The sequence below is a fragment of the Actinomadura rubteroloni genome (assembly GCF_002911665.1).
In the GTDB taxonomy this organism is placed as follows: Bacteria; Actinomycetota; Actinomycetes; order Streptosporangiales; family Streptosporangiaceae; genus Spirillospora; species Spirillospora rubteroloni.
Genome location: NZ_MTBP01000002.1, coordinates 1186264 through 1204050, shown reverse-complemented (window position 1 = coordinate 1204050; position 17787 = coordinate 1186264). Strand labels below are relative to the sequence as shown.

The window sequence follows — 17787 nt, the reverse complement described above, 5'->3', positions numbered from 1 at the left end:
GATGGCGGAGATCCGCGCATGGGTACGGGCTTTGATCGGCTGCGCCGCCGTGGTCGGCGGGTACTGGGCCGTCCCGCTGCGCTGGGGCGAACTGCGCGGCGGCCACGGCTTCGTACGGCTCGCCGGCGCGCTCGCCGCGCTCCTCCTCCTGACGTACCTCGTCGCCGTCCAGGCCCGCCGGGCCCTCCGCGCGCGCCGCATCGGCGAACGCCTCGCCCTGCTCGCGACGGTCGTCACCGCCGTCTCCGTGACGTTCGCCGCCCGCTACTACACGCTCGCCGACCAGTTCCACGGGATCACCACCCGGCTCGACGCCTTCTACTTCGCGGTCACGACCCTGACCACCGTCGGCTACGGCGACATCGTCGCCACCGGGCAGACCGCCCGCGCCGTCGTCACCGTCCAGATGGCCTTCGATCTGATCATCCTCGCGTCCGTCCTGACCCTCGTCCTCAGCTCCGCCCGTCCCGGCGACGACACCCCCGCGCCCTAACCCGTTTGCGTAAGCACCCCCGCCCCCATAGAGTTAAGACATCGCCGCGGGGTGGAGCAGTTCGGTAGCTCGCTGGGCTCATAACCCAGAGGTCGCAGGTTCAAATCCTGTCCCCGCTACGGATCCGGGGTCCGCTTGGTCGCAAACTTCGTTTGCTCCCAAGCGGACCTTCGCCTTTTATCGGGGGGACGACCCCCCGTGCCCCCCGATGTGGGGGGCTCCGCCCCCCACGCCCCCTCTAGGGTTGGGGTGTGTTCTCTCGTTTTGGGTTTGTGTTGGTTGACGGGCTTTGTGTGGTTGTTTTCGTCGTTCTCGGGCGGCGTACGCATGAAGGTCTTGGGGGGTTGGGCGGTGTTCTTCATACGGCCTGGCCGTTCCTTGTCGGGCTGGTGGTCGGGTGGCTTGTCTCCCGGGCCTGGGTTCGGCCTTTTTCGCTCGTGCCCGTCGGGGTTGTTCTGTGGGTGTCCACTGTTGTCGTGGGCATGATCTTGCGTCGTGTTTCCGGGCAGGGGACGGCCTTCGCGTTCGTTGTCGTCGCGTTCATTTTTCTCGGGGTGACTCTGCTCGGGTGGCGTGGTATCGGCTCGCTCGTCCTGCGGCGTCGGACGTGATGGATCGCACTGCCCGCCATCGGGCTCGGTTCTCCTCGGTCAGGGTGGTTCGGCTCAGAAAGCTGAGTCTTCGGTCGGCGGAAGTCCTCAATTTGTTGAGTTAGAAAACGAACTGCCTGTGAATATCTTTCACCGGCAGCCGTCTCCCCGCCGCGTCTGCGCGCTGCCGCCCTCACCGGCAGTGATCCTTCTTTTCGAGGAGCAGACTTCTTGCTGTCCGCGACACGAGCAGCGCTGCGTCGGACGGGGGCCGTCATCCTGGCGATGGCGCTTCCGATCCTGTCGGTCAACGCCGTTCACCAGGCCGGAGCCCAGGCTCAGCCGAAACCGCCCAAGATTCACGTCATGGCGCCGCGCTCCGGTGCCCAGGCGAAGGTCGCCGCGGGTGAGCCGCAGCTCCAGGCGTTCAAGGGTGTCGTCCAGACCGCGCCGGTCGTCTACATCGACTACTGGGGATGGACGTCCGACCCCAGCGGAGAGAAGCCCTACCTGGAGAACTTTCTGTCCTCCATCGGGGGCACACCGTGGGTCAAGTCCGTGCTCCAGTACGGTGCCGGCGCGCCCGCCGACCTGCTGAAGGGCACCTGGTCCAGCACCACGGCGATCCCGGCGACCCCGACCTACGACGACATCCGGGCCGAAGCCGACCGGGCCGCGCAGCACTTCGGGGTGGCGGACGACCTGAACGTCCAGATCATTGTCGCGACCCCCACCGGCCATAGTTCGGGCGGTTTCGGCATCAGTTACTGCGGTTACCACGGCACGATCGGGTTGGGGGCCATGCCGCAGGTCACCTACACGAACCTGCCGTACAACACCGACAAGAGCAACTGCGGGACGAACGTCGTCAACCCCGGTGCGAGCGGCCTGCTCGACGGGGTCAGCATGGTCGCGGGACACGAACTCGTCGAGTCGATCACTGATCCGCTGCTCAACTCCTGGTCCGACTCGAACAGCCAGGAGAACGCCGACAAGTGCTCCTGGAAGAACCCCCAGGGCAATGTCACGACCAGTGCGGGGACGTTCGCCGTCCAATCGTTGTGGAGCAATACGACCGCGAGCTGTGTGCTCTCGACCGTTCCGCCCAGCTCGCCGCCTGCCAGCCCTACGAAGAACATCCGGAACGACGACGGGAACGGCAACGAGACCGTCTACGGGACCGTGGACCTCGGCGGCTCTCCGGGCTTCGGCTGGATCGAGTACGGGACGACCACCGCCTACGGCTCCACGGTCGGCTTCGACCCGATCGCCTCGGCGAACACCACGCCGTACCAGTACCAGGCGACCGGCCTGACCCCTGGAACGACGTACCACTTCCGGGTCCACCTGGCCAATGAAGCCGGGCTCATCGCCAGTTCCGACGCCACGTTCGTTCCCACGGGGTTCGGGTCGGCCAACGCCATCGCCCTTTCCGGGACCGGCAATGAGTCCGTCATCGGCACGGTGCACCTCGAACCCGGCACCTCGGCTACCGCGACGCTCAGCTACGGAACCAGCGCTTCTTATGGCTCCACGGCCACGGTCAACGTCACCGCCAACGCGTCCGGGGTGGCGTACGCGTCCTTCTATCGTCCGGGGTTGAACGCCGCCACGACCTACCACTACAAGATCGACGTCAGCGGGTCCGTCCACTTCGGCTCGGGTGACCTGACCTTCACCACGTCCTGATCTGCCCGGCCGCCCCGTTTCTCCTTTGCGGGGCGGCCGGTCCCTCTCGTCAGGCGCCGATCGCTCGCATCATCGCGGGCCACGAGCGGTCCAGTTCGTCCTGCCAGTAGACCCAGGAGTGGGTGCCCCGCTCGTAGAGGTGGGTCGTCACCGGGATCTTCAACTCGTTGAGGCGGTCCAGGAACGGCTTGGTCGTGTAGTAGCAGAACGCCTCGGCCGGGTCGGCGAACTGGGCCGTGGGCGGGTCCAGGGGGCCGGGGAGTCCGTTCTTGGCGACGGAGACGTAGAGCTTCGTCCCGCGCAGGTTCGCCGCCTGGGACACCGGGTCGTGCTGCACCCAGATGTCGTGCTGCCAGAACGGGTCGCCCCACATTGTGAACTTGTCGACGTTGAAGCCCAGGCCGTTCCAGCCTTTCAGGCCGTCCAGGCCCGTGTTCATGACGGTCGAGACGCCCGCCGTCAGCAGGGACGCGAACGGGCTGTAGGCCGCCGCGTACTTGAACATCCCCGGGTGCCTGGCCGCGTAGATCAGCGCGCCGTAGCCGCCGGTGGACTGGCCGAACGCCGCGCGCTTCGTGCCCGCTCGGTACTGCTGCTCCAGAAGGGGGCGCAGTTCCTTCAGGTGGAACGTCTCCCAGGCGTAGCTGTTGCCGAAGCCGTAGTTCCACCAGTCGGTGTAGCCGCCCGCGTAGCCGCCCTCGGGCATCACGACGATCACCTGGCGGCGCAGCGAGCGGGCCGCGATGTCGGTGTGGTTGTTCCACGCCTGGTAGTTCTCGTTGCCGCCGTGGAACGCGTAGACGACGGGCCACGTCCGGTCCGCGGTCTTCGACCAGCCGTTCGGCAGCATCAGCCGCACCGGCAGGTCGCGGTTCATCGCCGCCGAGTGGACGGTCAGGTCGACGATGTGGCTGCCCAGTCGTTTCTCCGCGACGACGCGCGCTCCCGAGGCGCGGGCGGGCGCGGCGAGGAGGCCGCCGCCCAGGGCCGCGCCGGCCGTAACGGCTGCGGTACGGCAGAAGGCACGCCGGTTCTGCATGGGTGAACTCCTTGGTCCGAGGGGCCGGGGCGGACCCGGCAGCGCGAACCGTAACAACCGGGACGACCTGCGAGAATCACGTCAGGTGAACGATCTTGAGGGGCCGTTTGTAAGCCGGATCACATACATCTGCGGCCTACCCCCCGTTTCCTGCTCGTTTCGGTTGACGTGGACGTTGCGGCGCTGGTGAAGTTACCCACGGGTCACGTCTGTGAAGGGGAAACGATGGCAACTGCGCTGCGGGACTGGCTGGACAAGCCGAACACCGATCGCGGCGTCCACCTGGCGGCCGACGGCGACGGGTGGGAGTTCCGCGACTACGGCGCGATCGCCTCGGCGGCCCGGCGCACGGCGTCCGCGCTCATCGACGAGGGCGTGCGGCCCGGGGACGTCGTGTGCGTGGTGCTGCCGACCGACTTCACCTGCATCGAGACCTACTTCGCCGTCTGGGTCGCGGGCGCGACCGTGTGCCTGATCACGCCGCCGTTGTTCCAGAGCGGCGAGGACTACGTCAACCACGTCGCGGCGATCCTGCGGCAGGCTCGGCCGTCGCTGGTCGTCGCGTCCGACGAGCTGGCCGGCGACACCGCCGCCGCGATGGAACGCGCCGGGCTGGCCGGTGCGCCGTGGCGGCCCCGGCAGGCGGCGGACGAGGCCGAGCTGCGCGAGCCCGGTGAGCTCGCGCTGCTCCAGTTCACGTCCGGGTCGAGCGGCGCGCCGCGCGGCGTCATGGTCACCTGGGAGAACCTGGCGGCCAACAGCGACCTGATCGTCCGCAGCTCCGACTACGAGGACGGCGACGTCGTCGCGTCCTGGCTGCCGCTGTACCACGACATGGGCCTGATCGGCACGTTCATCACCCCGATCGCGCGGCAGGGGACGCTGCGCCTCCTGCGTCCCGACCACTTCATCCGCGACCCCGCCCGCTGGATCCGCTGCTTCGCCGAGGCCCGGCACACGGCCGCGCCGCCGTTCGCGTACGCCTACGTCGCGCGGCGCGTGAAGGCCGAGCAGCTCGAAGGGATCGACCTGTCCGGCTGGAAGATGGCGTTGATCGGCGCGGAGCCGATCGACCCGCACTCGCTGGAGGTCTTCGCCGAGTTGCTGGAGCCGTTCGGGTTCTCCCGGACGGCGTTCCGTCCCGCCTACGGCATGGCCGAGACGACCCTGCTGATCTCGCTGGACAAGGAGGCGCGCGACCCGCTCGCGGTGCGTCCCGACAGCGAGTCGCTGGCGTTCGGCGAGCCCGTGAGGATCCTCGACCAGCACACGCTCGGGCCGCACTCGGTCGGCGCGAAGGCGGGCTGGGTCGTCGGGTGCGGCACGCCCGAGCCGGACGTCCCCGTCACCATCGTGGACGACGCGGGCAACGAACTGCCCGCCGGACGGCTCGGCGAGATCGTCGTCGGCGGGCCGTCGGCCTGCAAGGGCTACTACGCGGGTGCCGAGGGCAAGTCCACGCGCTTCGAGCACGGCACGGGAGGCCGGCCGGGGTCGGCCGGCCGGGGAACACTGGTCTTCACGGGCGACGCCGGGTTCTTCCACGAGGGCCAACTCTTCGTGCTCGGACGCATGGGCGACTCCATCAAGGTTCGGGGCCGCTCGGTCTACGTCGAGGACCTGGAGGCGAAGATCGCCGAGGTCACCAAGCTCGGCAAGGGCCGGATCGTCGTCGTCGGCGTCCCGGGCGCGGGAAAGAAGGGCCTCGCGCTCTTCGCCGAGACCGCCGACGCTCCGTGGGCCGCCGACGTGCGGGAGATGCTGCGCCGCCGGGTCGGCGAGGACGTCGAAGTCACGATCGTCGTCGGGTCCGGGCTGATTCAGCGGACGTCCAGCGGCAAGCCCCGCCGCCGCTACATGTGGGAGCGCCTCCAGGCGGGCGCGATGGGCGGCGCGCGGGTCGTCGGGGCCTGACAAGGGGCTGACCAGCGGGCGGTCAAGGGTTTTCCCGGCGATCGTCCAGGTGATATGACTGGCCCGATGCCGCCCGTTGTGAGAGCTTTTCGCCGAATCGGTGCCCGTGTGACCGCCACCGCGCAGAACGCGCTGGAGGTCGCACGGTTCGGCGGCCTGGACACCGGCGACGACGCCACCCCGCACGAGATCGCCGCCGAGGGCCGGATCTACCGGCTGCGGCACTACCACCCGGAGGAGCCCGCCGGACGGCCGGTCGTGCTGCTCGTCCCGCCGCTGATGATCACCGCCGAGGTGTACGACATCTCCTCGAACGTCAGCGCGGTCGCCGAACTGCACCGGCGCGGCGTCGACCCGTGGGTCGTGGACTTCGGGGCACCCGAGCGCGAGCCCGGCGGGCTGGAGCGGACGGTCTCCGACCACGTCCTCGCGGTGAGCGACGCCGTGGACCGCGTCCGCGCCGCCACCGGACGCGACGTCCACCTCGCCGGGTACTCCCAGGGCGGCATGTTCGTCTACCAGGCCGCCGCGTACCGGCGCAGCGCGGGCGTCGCCTCGGTGATCACGTTCGGCAGCCCGGCCGACATCAGCGGCTCGCTGCCGTTCGGCGTCCCGGCGCGGCTCGCCGGGGAGGCCGCCGAGCACATCCCGGACGCCCTGCTGCGCGGCTTCGACGTCCCCGGCTGGGTGACGCGGACGGGCTTCCAGCTCCTCAGCCCGGTGAAGTCGGTGCGCAGCCGCGTCGAGTTCGTCCTCGCCCTGCACGATCGCGAGCGGCTGGCCCCGCGCGAGCGGCAGCGCCGGTTCCTGGAGCGCGAGGGCTGGGTGTCGTGGCCCGGGCCGGCGCTGCTGGAGTTCATCCGCAACTTCGTCCAGCACAACCGGATGCTCACCGGCGGGTTCACGATCGGGGACCGGCTCGTCACGCTCGCCGACCTGTCCTGCCCGGTGCTGACGTTCGTCGGCGAGGTGGACGAGATCGCGCCGCCGCCGATGGTGCGCGGCATCCGGCGCGCGGCGCCGCGCGCCCCGGTGTACGAGGCACCGCTGCGGGCCGGGCATTTCGGGCTCGTCGTCGGGACGCTCGCGATGGCGCAGACCTGGCCCGCCGTCGCCGAGTGGGCGGCCGGGGGGATGCCCGCGATCGTCCGGCCGGCCGAGGGCGACCCGGCGCCGCCCCCGCCCGGCGGCACCGCCGGGTACGGGCTGCGGCTCGCGCTCGGCGCGGGCGGCGGGGCCGCGCGGGCGGCGGCCGGGACGGCGGCGCGGGCGCTGCGCGGGTCCCGGCAGCTCGGGCGCCAGGCCGTCCAGAACCTGCCGCGCCTCGCCCGGCTGGAGCGCATCCAGGCCACGACGCGGGTGTCGCTCGGGCTGCTGCTGGACGAGCAGGCCCGGCACCGCCCCGACGAGGTGTTCTTCCTCTACCGGGGCCGCGCGTACACGAACACCGCCGCCAAGAGCCGCATCGACGCCGTCGTGCGCGGGCTCATCGCGATCGGCGTGCGGCGCGGCGAGCCGGTGGGCGTGCTGATGCGGACCCGTCCGACGGCGCTCGCGCTGGTCGCCGCACTGAACCGGCTCGGCGCGGTCGCGGTGCTGCTGCGCCCGGACGGCGAACCCGAGCGGGAGGCGGCGCTCGCGCGGATCGCCCGCGTCATCGCCGACCCCGAGAACGCCGCGCTCGCCGCGACGCTCGGCGTGCCCGCGCACCTGCTCGGCGGCGGCGCCGACCGCGACCCCCGGCTGGACGACATGGAGCGCATCGACCCGTCCGCGGTCGCGCTGCCCGGCTGGTACCGGCCCGACCCCGGACGCGCGGGCGACACCGCGTTCGTGCTGTTCACCGGGGTGGGGGAGACGCTGCGGGCGAGCCGCGTCACCAACCGCCGCTGGGCCATGTCGGCGTACGGGACGGCGTCGTCGGCGTCCCTGTCACCGGCCGACACCGTCTACTCGATCACGCCGCTCCAGCACCCGTCCGCGCTGCTCATGAGCCTCGGCGGCGCGGTCGCCAGCGGCGCGCGGCTCGCCCTGGCCAGCGGCTACGACCCCGAGACGTTCTGGGACGAGGCCCGCCGCTACGGCGTGACCGTCGCGTCCTACGCCTGGACGCTGCTGCGCGACCTCGTCAACGCGCCGCCGCAGCCGGGGGAGCGGCACCACGCGGTGCGGCTGTTCATCGGGTCGGGGATGCCGCGCGGGCTGTGGCGGCGCGTGGAGGAGCGGTTCGCGCCCGCCCGCGTGCTGGAGTTCTACGCGTCCACGACGGGCGAGGCGATCCTGGTCAACCTCGGCGGGACGAAGCCGGGGTCGCTCGGCCGTCCGCTGCCGGGCAGCGCGCCCGTCCGGCTCGCCCGCTACGACCTGGAACGCGGCGGCCTGGTGTACGGGCCGCGCGGGTTCGCGCAGGAGTGCGAACCGGGCGAGATCGGGATGCTGCTGGCGCGCGTCCGTCCGGCGGCGCTGGCCACGGCCGCGCGCCCGGTGCGCGGCGTGTTCGCGCCCGAGGACGCCTGGACGATCACCGGCGACCTGTTCCGCCGCGACGCCGACGGCGACTTCTGGCCGGTCGGCCGGGAGGACGAGCTGATCCGCGCCGCGACCGGGATCGTCCCGCCCGGCCCGATCCGCGACGCGCTCGGCGACCTGCCCGGCGTCGACCAGGTCGCCGTCTACGCCGTCGGGACGGGCGGCGGCGAGCTGGCCGCCGCCGCCGTGACGCTGCGCGCGGGCACCGAGCTGAAGCCGGTGGACGTGTCGGAGGCCCTGCTCAAGGTGGAGCCGATGCTGCGTCCCGCGGTGGTGCGCGTCGTGGACGCTATCCCCACGACGCCCGGCCACCGGCCCCTGACCGACGCGCTGCGCGCCGAGGGCGTGCCGCCCGCCGGGCCGGGCGCCTACTTCCGGGACAAGTCCGGCGCGTACCGTCCGCTCAGCGAGACGGCGCGGCGCCGCCTGACCGCTCAGCGGCGGACGTAGACCGCCGTGCCGTTGCGGACGAGCCCGTAGATCCGGTCCCCGACGTCCATCGGGAGGCGGACGCAGCCGTGCGACACGTCGCGGTCGGGCACGTCCAGCGAGCCGTGCATCGCGAACCCGCCGTGGAAGTACAGCGGCCGGTACATCCAGCCGAGGTAGGACTTGTGCCAGCCGTTGATGCGCCGCTCGACGCGGAAGTTGCCGGTGGGCGTGCGGGCGACGCCGCAGCGTCCGGCCTGGCAGAAGTGGCGGCCCGAGCCCGACGACAGGTGCGAGATCAGCACGACGCGCCGCGCCTTGTAGACGACGAGGACACGGTGCCGCAGGTCGATGTCGACGCGCGTCGGGCGGGAGCGCCGGACGAGCCGGTGCGGGCCGTGCGGGTGGCGGAGGGCGCGCTGCGTCCGCGCGTCCACGACCCCGGTCGCCTTCAGCCCGTTGACGTGCTGGAACGCCCAGACGGCCGCCCGCGTCGTCTCGCGGAACCGGCCGTTGGCCTCGCCCGGCCAGTAGTGCAGGGCCTTCAGGCGCCGCTGGAGCCGGGTGACGTCGGGGCCGTCGCTGCCGAGGTGGAGCGCGGCGGGCGCCGGCGCGGCTGCGGGCGCCGCGACGGCGGGCGCGGCGGGCGCGAGGACGAGGAGACCGGCGGCCAGCAGGGCCGTGCGCGGGAACATGCCCGCGACCCTAGAGCCGTCGGCCCCGGCCGCCCCGGCAGTGCACCGGGCCCTGGGGGAGACTTTGCCGTCTCTCGGCAGCCGCGTTACCTCTGGTAACTCTGTACTTACTGGCCTGGCGGGGCTAGAACGGTACCTAGCCCCCGAACGTCCGCATGTCGCCCCCGGAGGACTCATGGCCGCCCGCATCCTCGCCGCGCCCCCCGACGGCAGCCGGCTCAAGCCCGTCACCGGCGCGCCCGGCCTCCCGTACATCGGGCAGACGCTCCAGGTCATGCGGAACCCGTTCGGCACGGCCACCAAGCGGTACGAGCAGTTCGGCCCGGTGAGCTGGTCCTGGCTGCTCGGCCGGAGAACCGTCACCGTCCAGGGACCCGAGGCGGCCGAGATCGTCCTGGTCAACCGCGACAAGGTGTTCGCGAGCGGCCCCGCGTGGAGCTACTACATCGGGCCGTTCTTCCGGCGCGGCATCATGCTGCTCGACTTCGAGGAGCACCTGCACCACCGCCGGATCATGCAGCAGGCGTTCACCCGCGACCGGCTCGCCGCCTACATGGCCGCGATGGCGCCCGGCATCGGACGCGGCCTGGACGCCTGGACGCCCGGCGACCGGTTCACCGTCCACGACCACGTCAAGCAGCTCACGCTCGACCTCGCCGTGGACGTGTTCATGGGCGTCGACCTGGACCGCGCCGAGGCCGACCGGATCAACGGGGCGTTCGTGGACGCCGTCCGGGCCGGGACCGCCTACGTCCGGTTCCCCGTGCCGGGCCTGCGCTGGCAGCGGGGGCTGCGGGCGCGCCGCGTCCTGGAGGACTTCTTCCGCGCGCACCTGCCCGCCAAGCGCCGGGACGGCGGGGACGACCTGTTCGCCGCGCTCTGCCAGGCCGAGACCGACGACGGCCACCGGTTCACCGACGACGATGTCGTCAACCACATGATCTTCGTGCTGATGGCCGCGCACGACACCACGACGATCACGCTGACCACGATGGCGTACTACCTCGCCAAGCACCCCGAGTGGCAGGAGCGGCTGCGGGACGAATCCCTGGCGCTCGGGAAGCCCGTCCTGGCCTTCGAGGACCTGGACGCGCTCACCGGCGTCGACCTCGTCATGAAGGAGGCGCTGCGGCTCGTCGCGCCCGTGCCCGCGCTGCCGCGCCGCGCCGTCCGCGACACCGAGATCCTCGGCCACCACATCCCGGCGGGGACGACCGTCGTCGTCCCGCTGCTCACCAACCACCGCATGCCCGAGTGGTGGCCCGACCCCGAGCGCTTCGACCCCGAACGGTTCGCGCGCCGCGAGGACAAGGTCCACCGGTACGCGTGGGAGCCGTTCGGGGGCGGCGCGCACAAATGCATCGGGCTCCACTTCGCGGGGATGCAGGTGAAGAGCATCATGCATCAGTGGCTGCTGCGGTATCGGTGGAGTGTGCCCGGACGGTACACGTGGCCGCTGGACACGACGTCCCTGCCGTCGCCGAAGGACGGGCTGCCCGTCCGCCTGGACCCGCTGGAGGCGTCATGAGCAAGGTCATCGCGATCACCGGGGCCGCGCGCGGCATCGGGCTGGCCACCGCCCGCGCGCTGAGCGACCGGGGCGCGCTCGTGGCGCTCGGGGACGTCGACGCCGACGCCGTCCGGGCGGCGGGGGAGCGGCTCGGCGTGCCCGCGTTCCCGCTGGACGTGACGGCGCGCGCGTCCTTCACGTCCTTCCTCGACGGCGTGGAGGAAGCCCTCGGGCCGCTGTCGGTGCTGGTCAACAACGCGGGGATCATGCCGATCGGGCCGCTGACCGAGGAGAGCGACGCGGACGCCCGGCGCTGCCTCGACGTCAACGTCCACGGCGTCATGCTCGGCACCAAGCTCGCCGTCGCGCGGATGGCGCCGCGCGGGCGGGGGCACGTCGTCAACATCGCGTCGCTCGCGGGCGTCCTGCCGACGCCGGGGCTCGCGCTCTACAACGCGAGCAAGGCCGCCGTCGTCGCGTTCACCGAGGCCGCCCGGCTGGAGGTGCTCGACCAGGGGCTGCACGTCAGCGCGGTCCTGCCGTCGTTCACCTCCACCGAGCTGATCGCCGGGACGCGGAGCCCGAAGGGGATGCCGAACAACGCGCCCGAGGACGTCGCGGCGGCCGTCGTGGACCTGGTCGCCCGGCCGCGCCCGCAGGTCGTCGTGCCGCGCCGGCTCGCGTCCCGGGTACGGCTCGGCGCGCTGCTGCCGGACCGGGTGCGGCGCGCGGCGGCCCACCGGTACGGGCTGGACACGCTGTTCCTCGACTACGACGCCGACGCCCGCCGCGCCTACGACGCGCGGATCCGGGACGGCGCATGACATACGTCACATCCCGGCAGGTCGGACGGTGACCTAGGCTCGCACCCGAACGGCGTTCAGTCACGGGGAGGCGGGCAATGGAGTCAGCGGTCGTCCGGACGGCGTACGGGCGGGTGCGCGGCACCGTCCGCGACGGGATCTCGTCCTACCTGGGCATCCCCTACGCGGCGCCGCCGTTCGGCCCGAACCGGTTCCGTCCGCCGCAGCCGCCCGAGCCGTGGGACGGCGTCCGCGACGCCACCGCGTACGGCCCCACCGCCCCGAAGCCCGGCTACGCGGGCGTCTTCCGCACGCTGCTGTCCGATCCGGACATCCCGGGCGACGACTGCCTCAACCTCAACGTCTGGACGCCCGACCCGGGCGCGGCCGGGCTGCCCGTCATGGTGTGGATCCACGGCGGCGCGTTCCGCAACGGGTCCGGCGCCGTGGGGATCTACGACGGGTCGGCGTTCGCCCGTGACGGCGTCGTCTGCGTGACGCTCAACTACCGGCTCGGCGTCGAGGGCTTCGCGCACCTGCCCGGCGCGCCCGACAACCGGGGGCTGCGCGACCAGATCGCCGCGCTGGAATGGGTCCGCGACAACATCGCCGCGTTCGGCGGCGACCCCGCGCGCGTCACGGTCGCGGGCGAGTCGGCGGGCGGGATGAGCGTGGCGACGCTGCTCTCCCGCGACCTCGGGCTGTTCCACCGGGCCGTCGCGCAGAGCGGCGCGGGCCAGGTCGCGCAGGAGCCCGCGGACGCGCTGCGCGTCACGGCGGAGATCGCCGCGCGGCTCGGGATCCCCGCCACCGCCGAGGCGTTCGCCGCGCTGCCGCCCGCCAAGATCCTCCCGGTGGAGGACGCCGTCGGGAACGAGGTCGCGATGCTGCCCGCCCCGGACCGCTGGGGGGCCACGACCGCCGCGAGCGGGATGGCGTTCATGCCGGTCCTGGACGGCGACGTCTTCCCGCGCCGCGCCGACGAGGCCATCGAGGCGGGGGCGGGCCGGGACGTGGACGTCCTCGTCGGGCACACCCGTGAGGAGTTCAACCTCTACCTCGTCCCGAACCGGCTCATCGACGTCATCACCGACGACCTCTTCGACGCGGTGACGTCCGGGCTCGGCGTGCCGTCCGACGTCCTCGCCGCGCACCCCGCCGCCGGGCGCACCCCCGGCGAACGGCTCTGCGCGGTCGTCACCGACCACGTCTTCCGCCGCCCGGCGCACCGTCTCGCGCGCGGCCACGCCGGACGGACGTGGATGTACGAGTTCGCCTGGCCCTCGCCCGTCCTGGACCTCGGGGCATGCCACGCGCTCGAACTGGGCTTCGTGTTCGACACGCTCGACAGGCCCGGCACGAGCGCGCTGGCCGGGGACGCGCCGCCGCAGCCGCTCGCCGACGCGATGCACCGCGCGTGGGTCTCCTTCATCACCGACGGAGACCCGGGCTGGGCCCCCTACGACGCCGTTCAGACGTTCGCCTGAGCCGCTACGCCACGATGTGCTCGGCGATGGCCAGCGACGACGTCGCGGCCGGGGACGGCGCGTTGCGGACGAGCGTGACCGGGCCGCGCCGGGTGATGCGGAAGTCGTCCACCAGCGAGCCGTCGCGGTCCACCGCCTGCGCGCGGACGCCCGCCGGCGCCGGGACCAGGTCGGCGGCCGTCACCTCGGGCACGAACGCCCGCGCGCGTGCCGCGAAGGCCCGCTTCGAGAACGAGCCGTGGAGTTCTTCGGCGCCCGTCCGCCAGTGCCGCCGCGCCAGGCGCGGGAACCCCGGCCAGCGCAGCGTCTCCAGGAGGTCCGCCGGACGGACGTCGCGCCGCCGGTACCCCTCGCGGGCCAGCGCCAGGACGGCGTTCGGCCCGACGTCCACGCCGCCGTCCACCCGCCGCGTGAAGTGGACGCCGAGGAACGGGTACCGGGGGTCGGGCACCGGGTAGATGAGGCCGCGGACCAGGTCCGTCCGGGACGGCGCCAGCCGGTAGTACTCGCCGCGGAACGGCACGATCGCGGGCGCCGGTCCGTCCCCGGCGAGCCGCGCCAGCCGGTCCGACCAGAGACCCGCGCACACGACGAGCCGGTCGAAGACCAGTTCCTCGTGCGGCGACCCGACCGCGACCCGGTCCCCGAGCGGGCGCAGTCGCCGCACCTCGAACCCGAGCCGCAGCGCGCCGCCCGCCGCGACGACGTCGTCGGCGAACGCGCGGGCCACGGCGGCGAAGTCCACGATCGCGGTCGTGGGGGAGTGCAGCGCGGCGATCCCGGCGGCGTGCGGCTCGACCGCGCGCAACTCCGCCCCGTCCAGCCGCCGCAGCCCCGGCACGCCGTTCGCCGTCGCCCGCGCCTCGATGTCGAGCAGCGCCGCGAACTCGGCCGCGTTCCGCGCGACGACGAGCTTCCCGACCTCCCGGTAAGGCAGCCCGCGCTCGACGCAGTACTCCTTCAACAGCCCGATCCCGCGCCGGCACAACGTCGCCTTCAACGACCCCGGCTTGTAATAGAGCCCGGCATGCGCGACACCGCTGTTGTGCCCGGTCTGGTGCGCGCCGACCCGATCCTCCTTGTCGAGGACGGTGACCACGGCGCCCGGCCGCGTCGCGGCCAGCCGCCGCGCCACCGCCAGCCCGACGATCCCCGCCCCGACAACCCCGATCCGCTCCACGCCGGGCACCCTAGCCTCCCGCACCGGTACTTTCTCAACGGCGAGGGCGCGTCGAGCCCTCGCCGCCTCTTATCGGGAGACAGACCTTCATCATGAACCGAGCGGCCGTCGCTTCCGCGTCCATGCTCCTGCTCGTGACGCCGCTTCTCGCGGGCTGTACCGATGGCGCCGCGAAAGCGCGGGAACGCTCGGCCGCGCAGGCGCAGGCGTTCGCCCGGTCCCTCCCCGGCACGGCGACGGCCACGGAGATCAGGTGGGCGGCGCACACGAGCCGGGGCATAGCGATCCAGTCGATCGGCGCCGTCGGCGGCACGACCCGGGTCGTCCTGCGGAGCGTCGCGCAGTATCACGGCCTGTTCGCCCCGAGCTACACCGTCATCTTCCGCTGCTACCGGCTGGACCTTTCCAGGAGACCCCGGCCCGCCGTCACGCTCGCCGAGATCTCCTGCACCATCCCGGGGCCGATCCGCTCCTGAGCGCGGGTCAGCTTCCGATGCGCTTGCGGGCCTGGCGGTTGACGCGCTTGCGCTGCGACGGGTCGAGCAGCAGGTACCCGGCCACGGGCAGGCCGATCGCGCCGAGGATGATCAGTGTGCTCAGCCACCACGGGAAGACGAACAGCGTCAGCAATCCGACGACGACACCGCCGATGGCGATCTTAGTTCCGGTCGACATCTCCACCTACCTTCGCGAGGGACCGCCCACCTGCCCAACGGACGGGCGCGGGCCGTCGTTCCGATCCACGATATGTCGCGAGCGGCGGATCCGTCACCAGGGACGACGGTCAGCGGACGATGGAGAGCGAGCCTCCGCCGAGCGCGCGCAGCACGTCGGCGTGCAGCAGGCCGTTCGTGCAGACGACGCTGCCGCCGTCCGGGCCCGGACGGCCGGACAGGTCGGTGAACATGCCGCCCGCCTCCTCGACGATCACCTGGAGCGCCGCGAGGTCCCACAGGGACACCTCGGGCTCGCAGGAGACGTCCACCGCGCCCTCGGCGACCATCATGTGCGACCAGAAGTCCCCGAACGCGCGCGTCCGCCACACCGAGCGGGTCAGGTCGAGGAACTTGTCGAGGCGGTCGCGGTCCTCCCAGCCGCTGAGGCTGGAGAACGACAGTGAGGCGTCCTTCAGGCCGGACACCGACGACACCTGCATGCGGCTCGCGCGGGTCAGGCTCCGGCCCGTCCACGCGCCGCCGCCGCGCGCCGCCCACCAGCGCTTGTTCAGCGCGGGCGCCGACACGACGCCGACGACGACCTCCTCGCCGTCCATCAGCGCGATCAGCGTCGCCCAGACCGGTACGCCCCGGACGAAGTTCTTCGTCGCGTCGATCGGGTCGATGATCCAGCAGCGCTGCCCGTAGCCGGTGCGGCCGTACTCCTCGCCGAGGATCGCGTCGCGCGGCCGGGCCCGCTTGAGCGTCCCGCGGATCTGCTCCTCGACGCTGCGGTCGGCGTCGCTGACCGGCGTCAGGTCCGGTTTGGTGTCGATGGCCAGATCGAGGGCGCGGAAGCGCCGGCTCGTGATGTCATCGGCCCCGTCCGCCAGTACGTGCGCGAGACGCAGGTCATCGGAATAGCCCGCCACGGCGAGCCACGGTACCGGACGCCCTCCCCGGCGCGCATCGCCCGCATTCCTCCCCCCGTGTCCGGGCGGCTACAGGTCGTCCCCACCCTCGCGGGCCTGGAGCAGCCGGCGCAGCGAGTGCAGCCGGGCCTCGGTGGCGTGCCCGTCGGCGACCCATCCGTCCAGACCGCAGTCGTCCTGGAGGTGGTCGCACTGCGGCGGGCAGCGCTCGGCGGAGCCCTCCGCCAAGTCCTCGAACGCGCCGATCACGTTCTCCGGCGTGACGTGCGCGAGACCGAAGCTCCGCACCCCCGGCGTGTCGATGATCCAGCCGTCCCGGTCCGGGAGCTCCAGCGCCAGCGCCGACGACGACGTGTGCCGCCCCCGGCCGGTGACGGCGTTGACGTGGCTCACCGCGCGTTCGGCGTCCGGGACCAGTGCGTTGACCAGCGTGGACTTCCCGACGCCCGAATGCCCGACGAGCACGCTCACCCGTCCGGACAGGTGGCCGCGCAGCTCCGCCAGGTCCCCGCCGCGCTCGGTCACGACGAACGGGACGCCGAGCGGCGCGTACTCGGCCACCAGCGCGTCCGGGCCGGCCAGGTCCGCCTTGGTCAGCGCGAGCAGCGGTTCCATCCCGGCGTCGTAGGCCGCGACGAGCGTCCGGTCGATCAGGCGCGGACGCGGCTCGGGATCGGCCAGCGCCGTCACCACGACGAGCTGGTCGGCGTTCGCGACGATCACCCGCTCGAACGGGTCGGTGTCGTCGGCGGTGCGGCGCAGCGCCGAGGTGCGCGGCTCGATCCGGACGATCCGGGCGAGCGCGTCCGGGCCGCCGCCGAGATCCCCGACGAGCGCGACCTTGTCCCCGACGACGACGCTCTTGCGGCCCAGCTCGCGCGCCCGCATCGCCGTGACGGGCCGTTCCCCGTCCGTCCCGGCGTCCACCAGGCACCGGTACCGGCCCCGGTCGACGGCAGTGACCAGCGCGGCCACGGCGTCCTCATGGGCCGGCCGGATGCGCGTGCGCGGACGCGAGCCACGTCGGCCGGGCCGGACCCGGACGTCGTCCTCGTCGTAGTCGCTCGTTCGCCGTGCCAGGGTCCTACCCCCGTCCGCGCGGGGCGGTAGCGAGATCAGCGGGCATGGCGCTCAGATTATCGGCTCACCGTCCGGCCAGGGAGAGCACCTTGCCGACGGGCTTCACCGCGCCGGACGCCTTGCCCGATTTGCGGGCCGCCTTCCAGTTCGCCTTCTGGGTCGCCTTCACGGCCTTGGCCGCCTTGCGCCCGCCCGCCTTCCCGGCCGCGCGCCGCGCGTCCCGCACCTGGCGGGCCAGCTCGCGCTGCGCGTGCCGCAGGTCCGCCGCCGACTGCGCCCGCCGCACCCGCGTCTCCGCGACGGCCTGCGTCTTGGCCTGCTTGACCTGGTGCTTCAGCTTCTCCGCGCGCGTGCCCGGCGCGGCGGCCACCATGAGCAGCGCGCCGAACAGCCCGGCGTTCTTCAGCAGGTGCGAGCGTTCGCTGACGCGGCGCTCGGGGTCGTCCTCGGTCCAGTAGCGGTGCTCGGTCGCGATCGCCGGGACGAGCTGCGCCGCGAGCAGCAGGCTCGTCAGCCGCCGGAACCGTCCGGCCAGCAGCAGCGCGCCGGTGCCGAGGCTCAGCGCGCCCTCGATGCGGACGAGCGTCACCGGGTCCTTGGTGGGCATCCAGTCGAATCGGTCGGCGAGGTTCTTCAGGGCGGGGCCGGCCTGTTCGGCGCGCTGCTGCGGCTTGCGCAGCGTCTCCAGCCCGGCGACGAGGTACGGGGCCGCCACGAGCGGGCGGGCCAGCAGGGTGATCGGTGTGCTGATGGGTCGCATG

The 17787-nt window shown here is 72.7% G+C and carries 16 protein-coding genes and 1 tRNA gene; 10 read left to right on the top strand and 7 right to left on the bottom strand.

Going from position 1 to position 17787, the window contains the following annotated elements; all coding sequences use genetic code 11:
* Window position 1 precedes the first annotated feature (1 nt).
* From BTM25_RS17120 to BTM25_RS17105, 4 genes are all read left to right on the top strand, one after another.
* On the top strand, window positions 2-493 hold the full coding sequence (locus BTM25_RS17120) for a potassium channel family protein (protein WP_103563868.1): 492 nt from the start codon (window positions 2-4) through the stop codon (window positions 491-493).
* Window positions 494-538: 45 nt separating this feature from the next.
* A tRNA-Met gene (locus tag BTM25_RS17115) sits at window positions 539-612 on the top strand.
* Between the two features lie 132 nt (window positions 613-744).
* Window positions 745-1104, top strand: a complete 360-nt coding sequence (locus tag BTM25_RS17110) for a DUF3054 domain-containing protein (RefSeq protein WP_103563867.1) — start codon at window positions 745-747, stop codon at window positions 1102-1104.
* Window positions 1105-1449: 345 nt separating this feature from the next.
* On the top strand, window positions 1450-2772 hold the full coding sequence (locus BTM25_RS17105) for a fibronectin type III domain-containing protein (RefSeq protein WP_146059066.1): 1323 nt from the start codon (window positions 1450-1452) through the stop codon (window positions 2770-2772).
* 49 nt (window positions 2773-2821) lie between these two features.
* Here the strand turns inward: BTM25_RS17105 and BTM25_RS17100 are convergent, their stop codons facing one another.
* Entirely contained in the window at window positions 2822-3811 is a 990-nt protein-coding gene (locus BTM25_RS17100; protein ID WP_103563865.1) for an alpha/beta hydrolase, read from the bottom strand.
* A 225-nt stretch (window positions 3812-4036) separates the two neighbouring features.
* Between BTM25_RS17100 and BTM25_RS17095 the strand changes: the two genes are divergently transcribed.
* On the top strand, window positions 4037-5725 hold the full coding sequence (locus BTM25_RS17095) for an AMP-binding protein (RefSeq protein ID WP_103563864.1): 1689 nt from the start codon (window positions 4037-4039) through the stop codon (window positions 5723-5725).
* A gap of 108 nt (window positions 5726-5833) precedes the next feature.
* The gene (locus tag BTM25_RS17090) at window positions 5834-8704 is read left to right on the top strand and encodes an AMP-binding protein (protein WP_235828450.1); all 2871 of its coding nucleotides are present in this window, start codon (window positions 5834-5836) and stop codon (window positions 8702-8704) included.
* Here BTM25_RS17090 and BTM25_RS17085 read toward each other — a convergent pair.
* Window positions 8689-9378, bottom strand: coding sequence for a L,D-transpeptidase family protein (locus tag BTM25_RS17085; RefSeq protein WP_103563862.1), 690 nt, complete (start codon window positions 9376-9378; stop codon window positions 8689-8691). The two genes, BTM25_RS17090 and BTM25_RS17085, sit on opposite strands and share 16 nt — an antisense overlap.
* 175 nt (window positions 9379-9553) lie before the next feature.
* On the opposite strand from BTM25_RS17085, the gene BTM25_RS17080 reads away from it, so the two are divergent.
* The 3 genes from BTM25_RS17080 to BTM25_RS17070 all read left to right on the top strand — a co-directional run bounded on the left by BTM25_RS17080 (window position 9554) and on the right by BTM25_RS17070 (window position 13178).
* Entirely contained in the window at window positions 9554-10906 is a 1353-nt protein-coding gene (locus tag BTM25_RS17080) for a cytochrome P450 (RefSeq protein ID WP_103563861.1), read from the top strand.
* Complete coding sequence (locus BTM25_RS17075; RefSeq protein WP_103563860.1) at window positions 10903-11712, top strand: SDR family oxidoreductase; 810 nt, start codon at window positions 10903-10905, stop codon at window positions 11710-11712. Before BTM25_RS17080 ends, BTM25_RS17075 begins: the two co-directional genes overlap by 4 nt.
* A 77-nt stretch (window positions 11713-11789) precedes the next feature.
* Window positions 11790-13178, top strand: coding sequence for a carboxylesterase/lipase family protein (locus tag BTM25_RS17070; RefSeq protein ID WP_103563859.1), 1389 nt, complete (start codon window positions 11790-11792; stop codon window positions 13176-13178).
* Between the two features lie 4 nt (window positions 13179-13182).
* Here the strand turns inward: BTM25_RS17070 and lhgO are convergent, their stop codons facing one another.
* Window positions 13183-14367, bottom strand: coding sequence for an L-2-hydroxyglutarate oxidase (lhgO, locus tag BTM25_RS17065; protein WP_103563858.1), 1185 nt, complete (start codon window positions 14365-14367; stop codon window positions 13183-13185).
* An 83-nt stretch (window positions 14368-14450) separates the two neighbouring features.
* Between lhgO and BTM25_RS17060 the strand changes: the two genes are divergently transcribed.
* Window positions 14451-14834 (top strand): hypothetical protein, encoded by a 384-nt coding sequence (locus tag BTM25_RS17060; RefSeq protein WP_146059065.1) that lies wholly within the window; start codon window positions 14451-14453, stop codon window positions 14832-14834.
* Window positions 14835-14841: 7 nt separating this feature from the next.
* Here the strand turns inward: BTM25_RS17060 and BTM25_RS17055 are convergent, their stop codons facing one another.
* The 4 genes from BTM25_RS17055 to BTM25_RS17040 all read right to left on the bottom strand — a co-directional run bounded on the left by BTM25_RS17055 (window position 14842) and on the right by BTM25_RS17040 (window position 17786).
* Window positions 14842-15033, bottom strand: coding sequence for a hypothetical protein (locus BTM25_RS17055; protein ID WP_103563856.1), 192 nt, complete (start codon window positions 15031-15033; stop codon window positions 14842-14844).
* A gap of 109 nt (window positions 15034-15142) precedes the next feature.
* Complete coding sequence (gene hisN, locus BTM25_RS17050) at window positions 15143-15946, bottom strand: histidinol-phosphatase (protein WP_103563855.1); 804 nt, start codon at window positions 15944-15946, stop codon at window positions 15143-15145.
* A gap of 69 nt (window positions 15947-16015) precedes the next feature.
* A complete protein-coding gene (rsgA, locus tag BTM25_RS17045) occupies window positions 16016-17026 on the bottom strand; it encodes a ribosome small subunit-dependent GTPase A (protein ID WP_103563854.1) in 1011 nt (336 codons plus the stop codon).
* A gap of 64 nt (window positions 17027-17090) precedes the next feature.
* Window positions 17091-17786, bottom strand: a complete 696-nt coding sequence (locus BTM25_RS17040) for a DoxX family protein (protein WP_103563853.1) — start codon at window positions 17784-17786, stop codon at window positions 17091-17093.
* Window position 17787 lies beyond the last annotated feature (1 nt).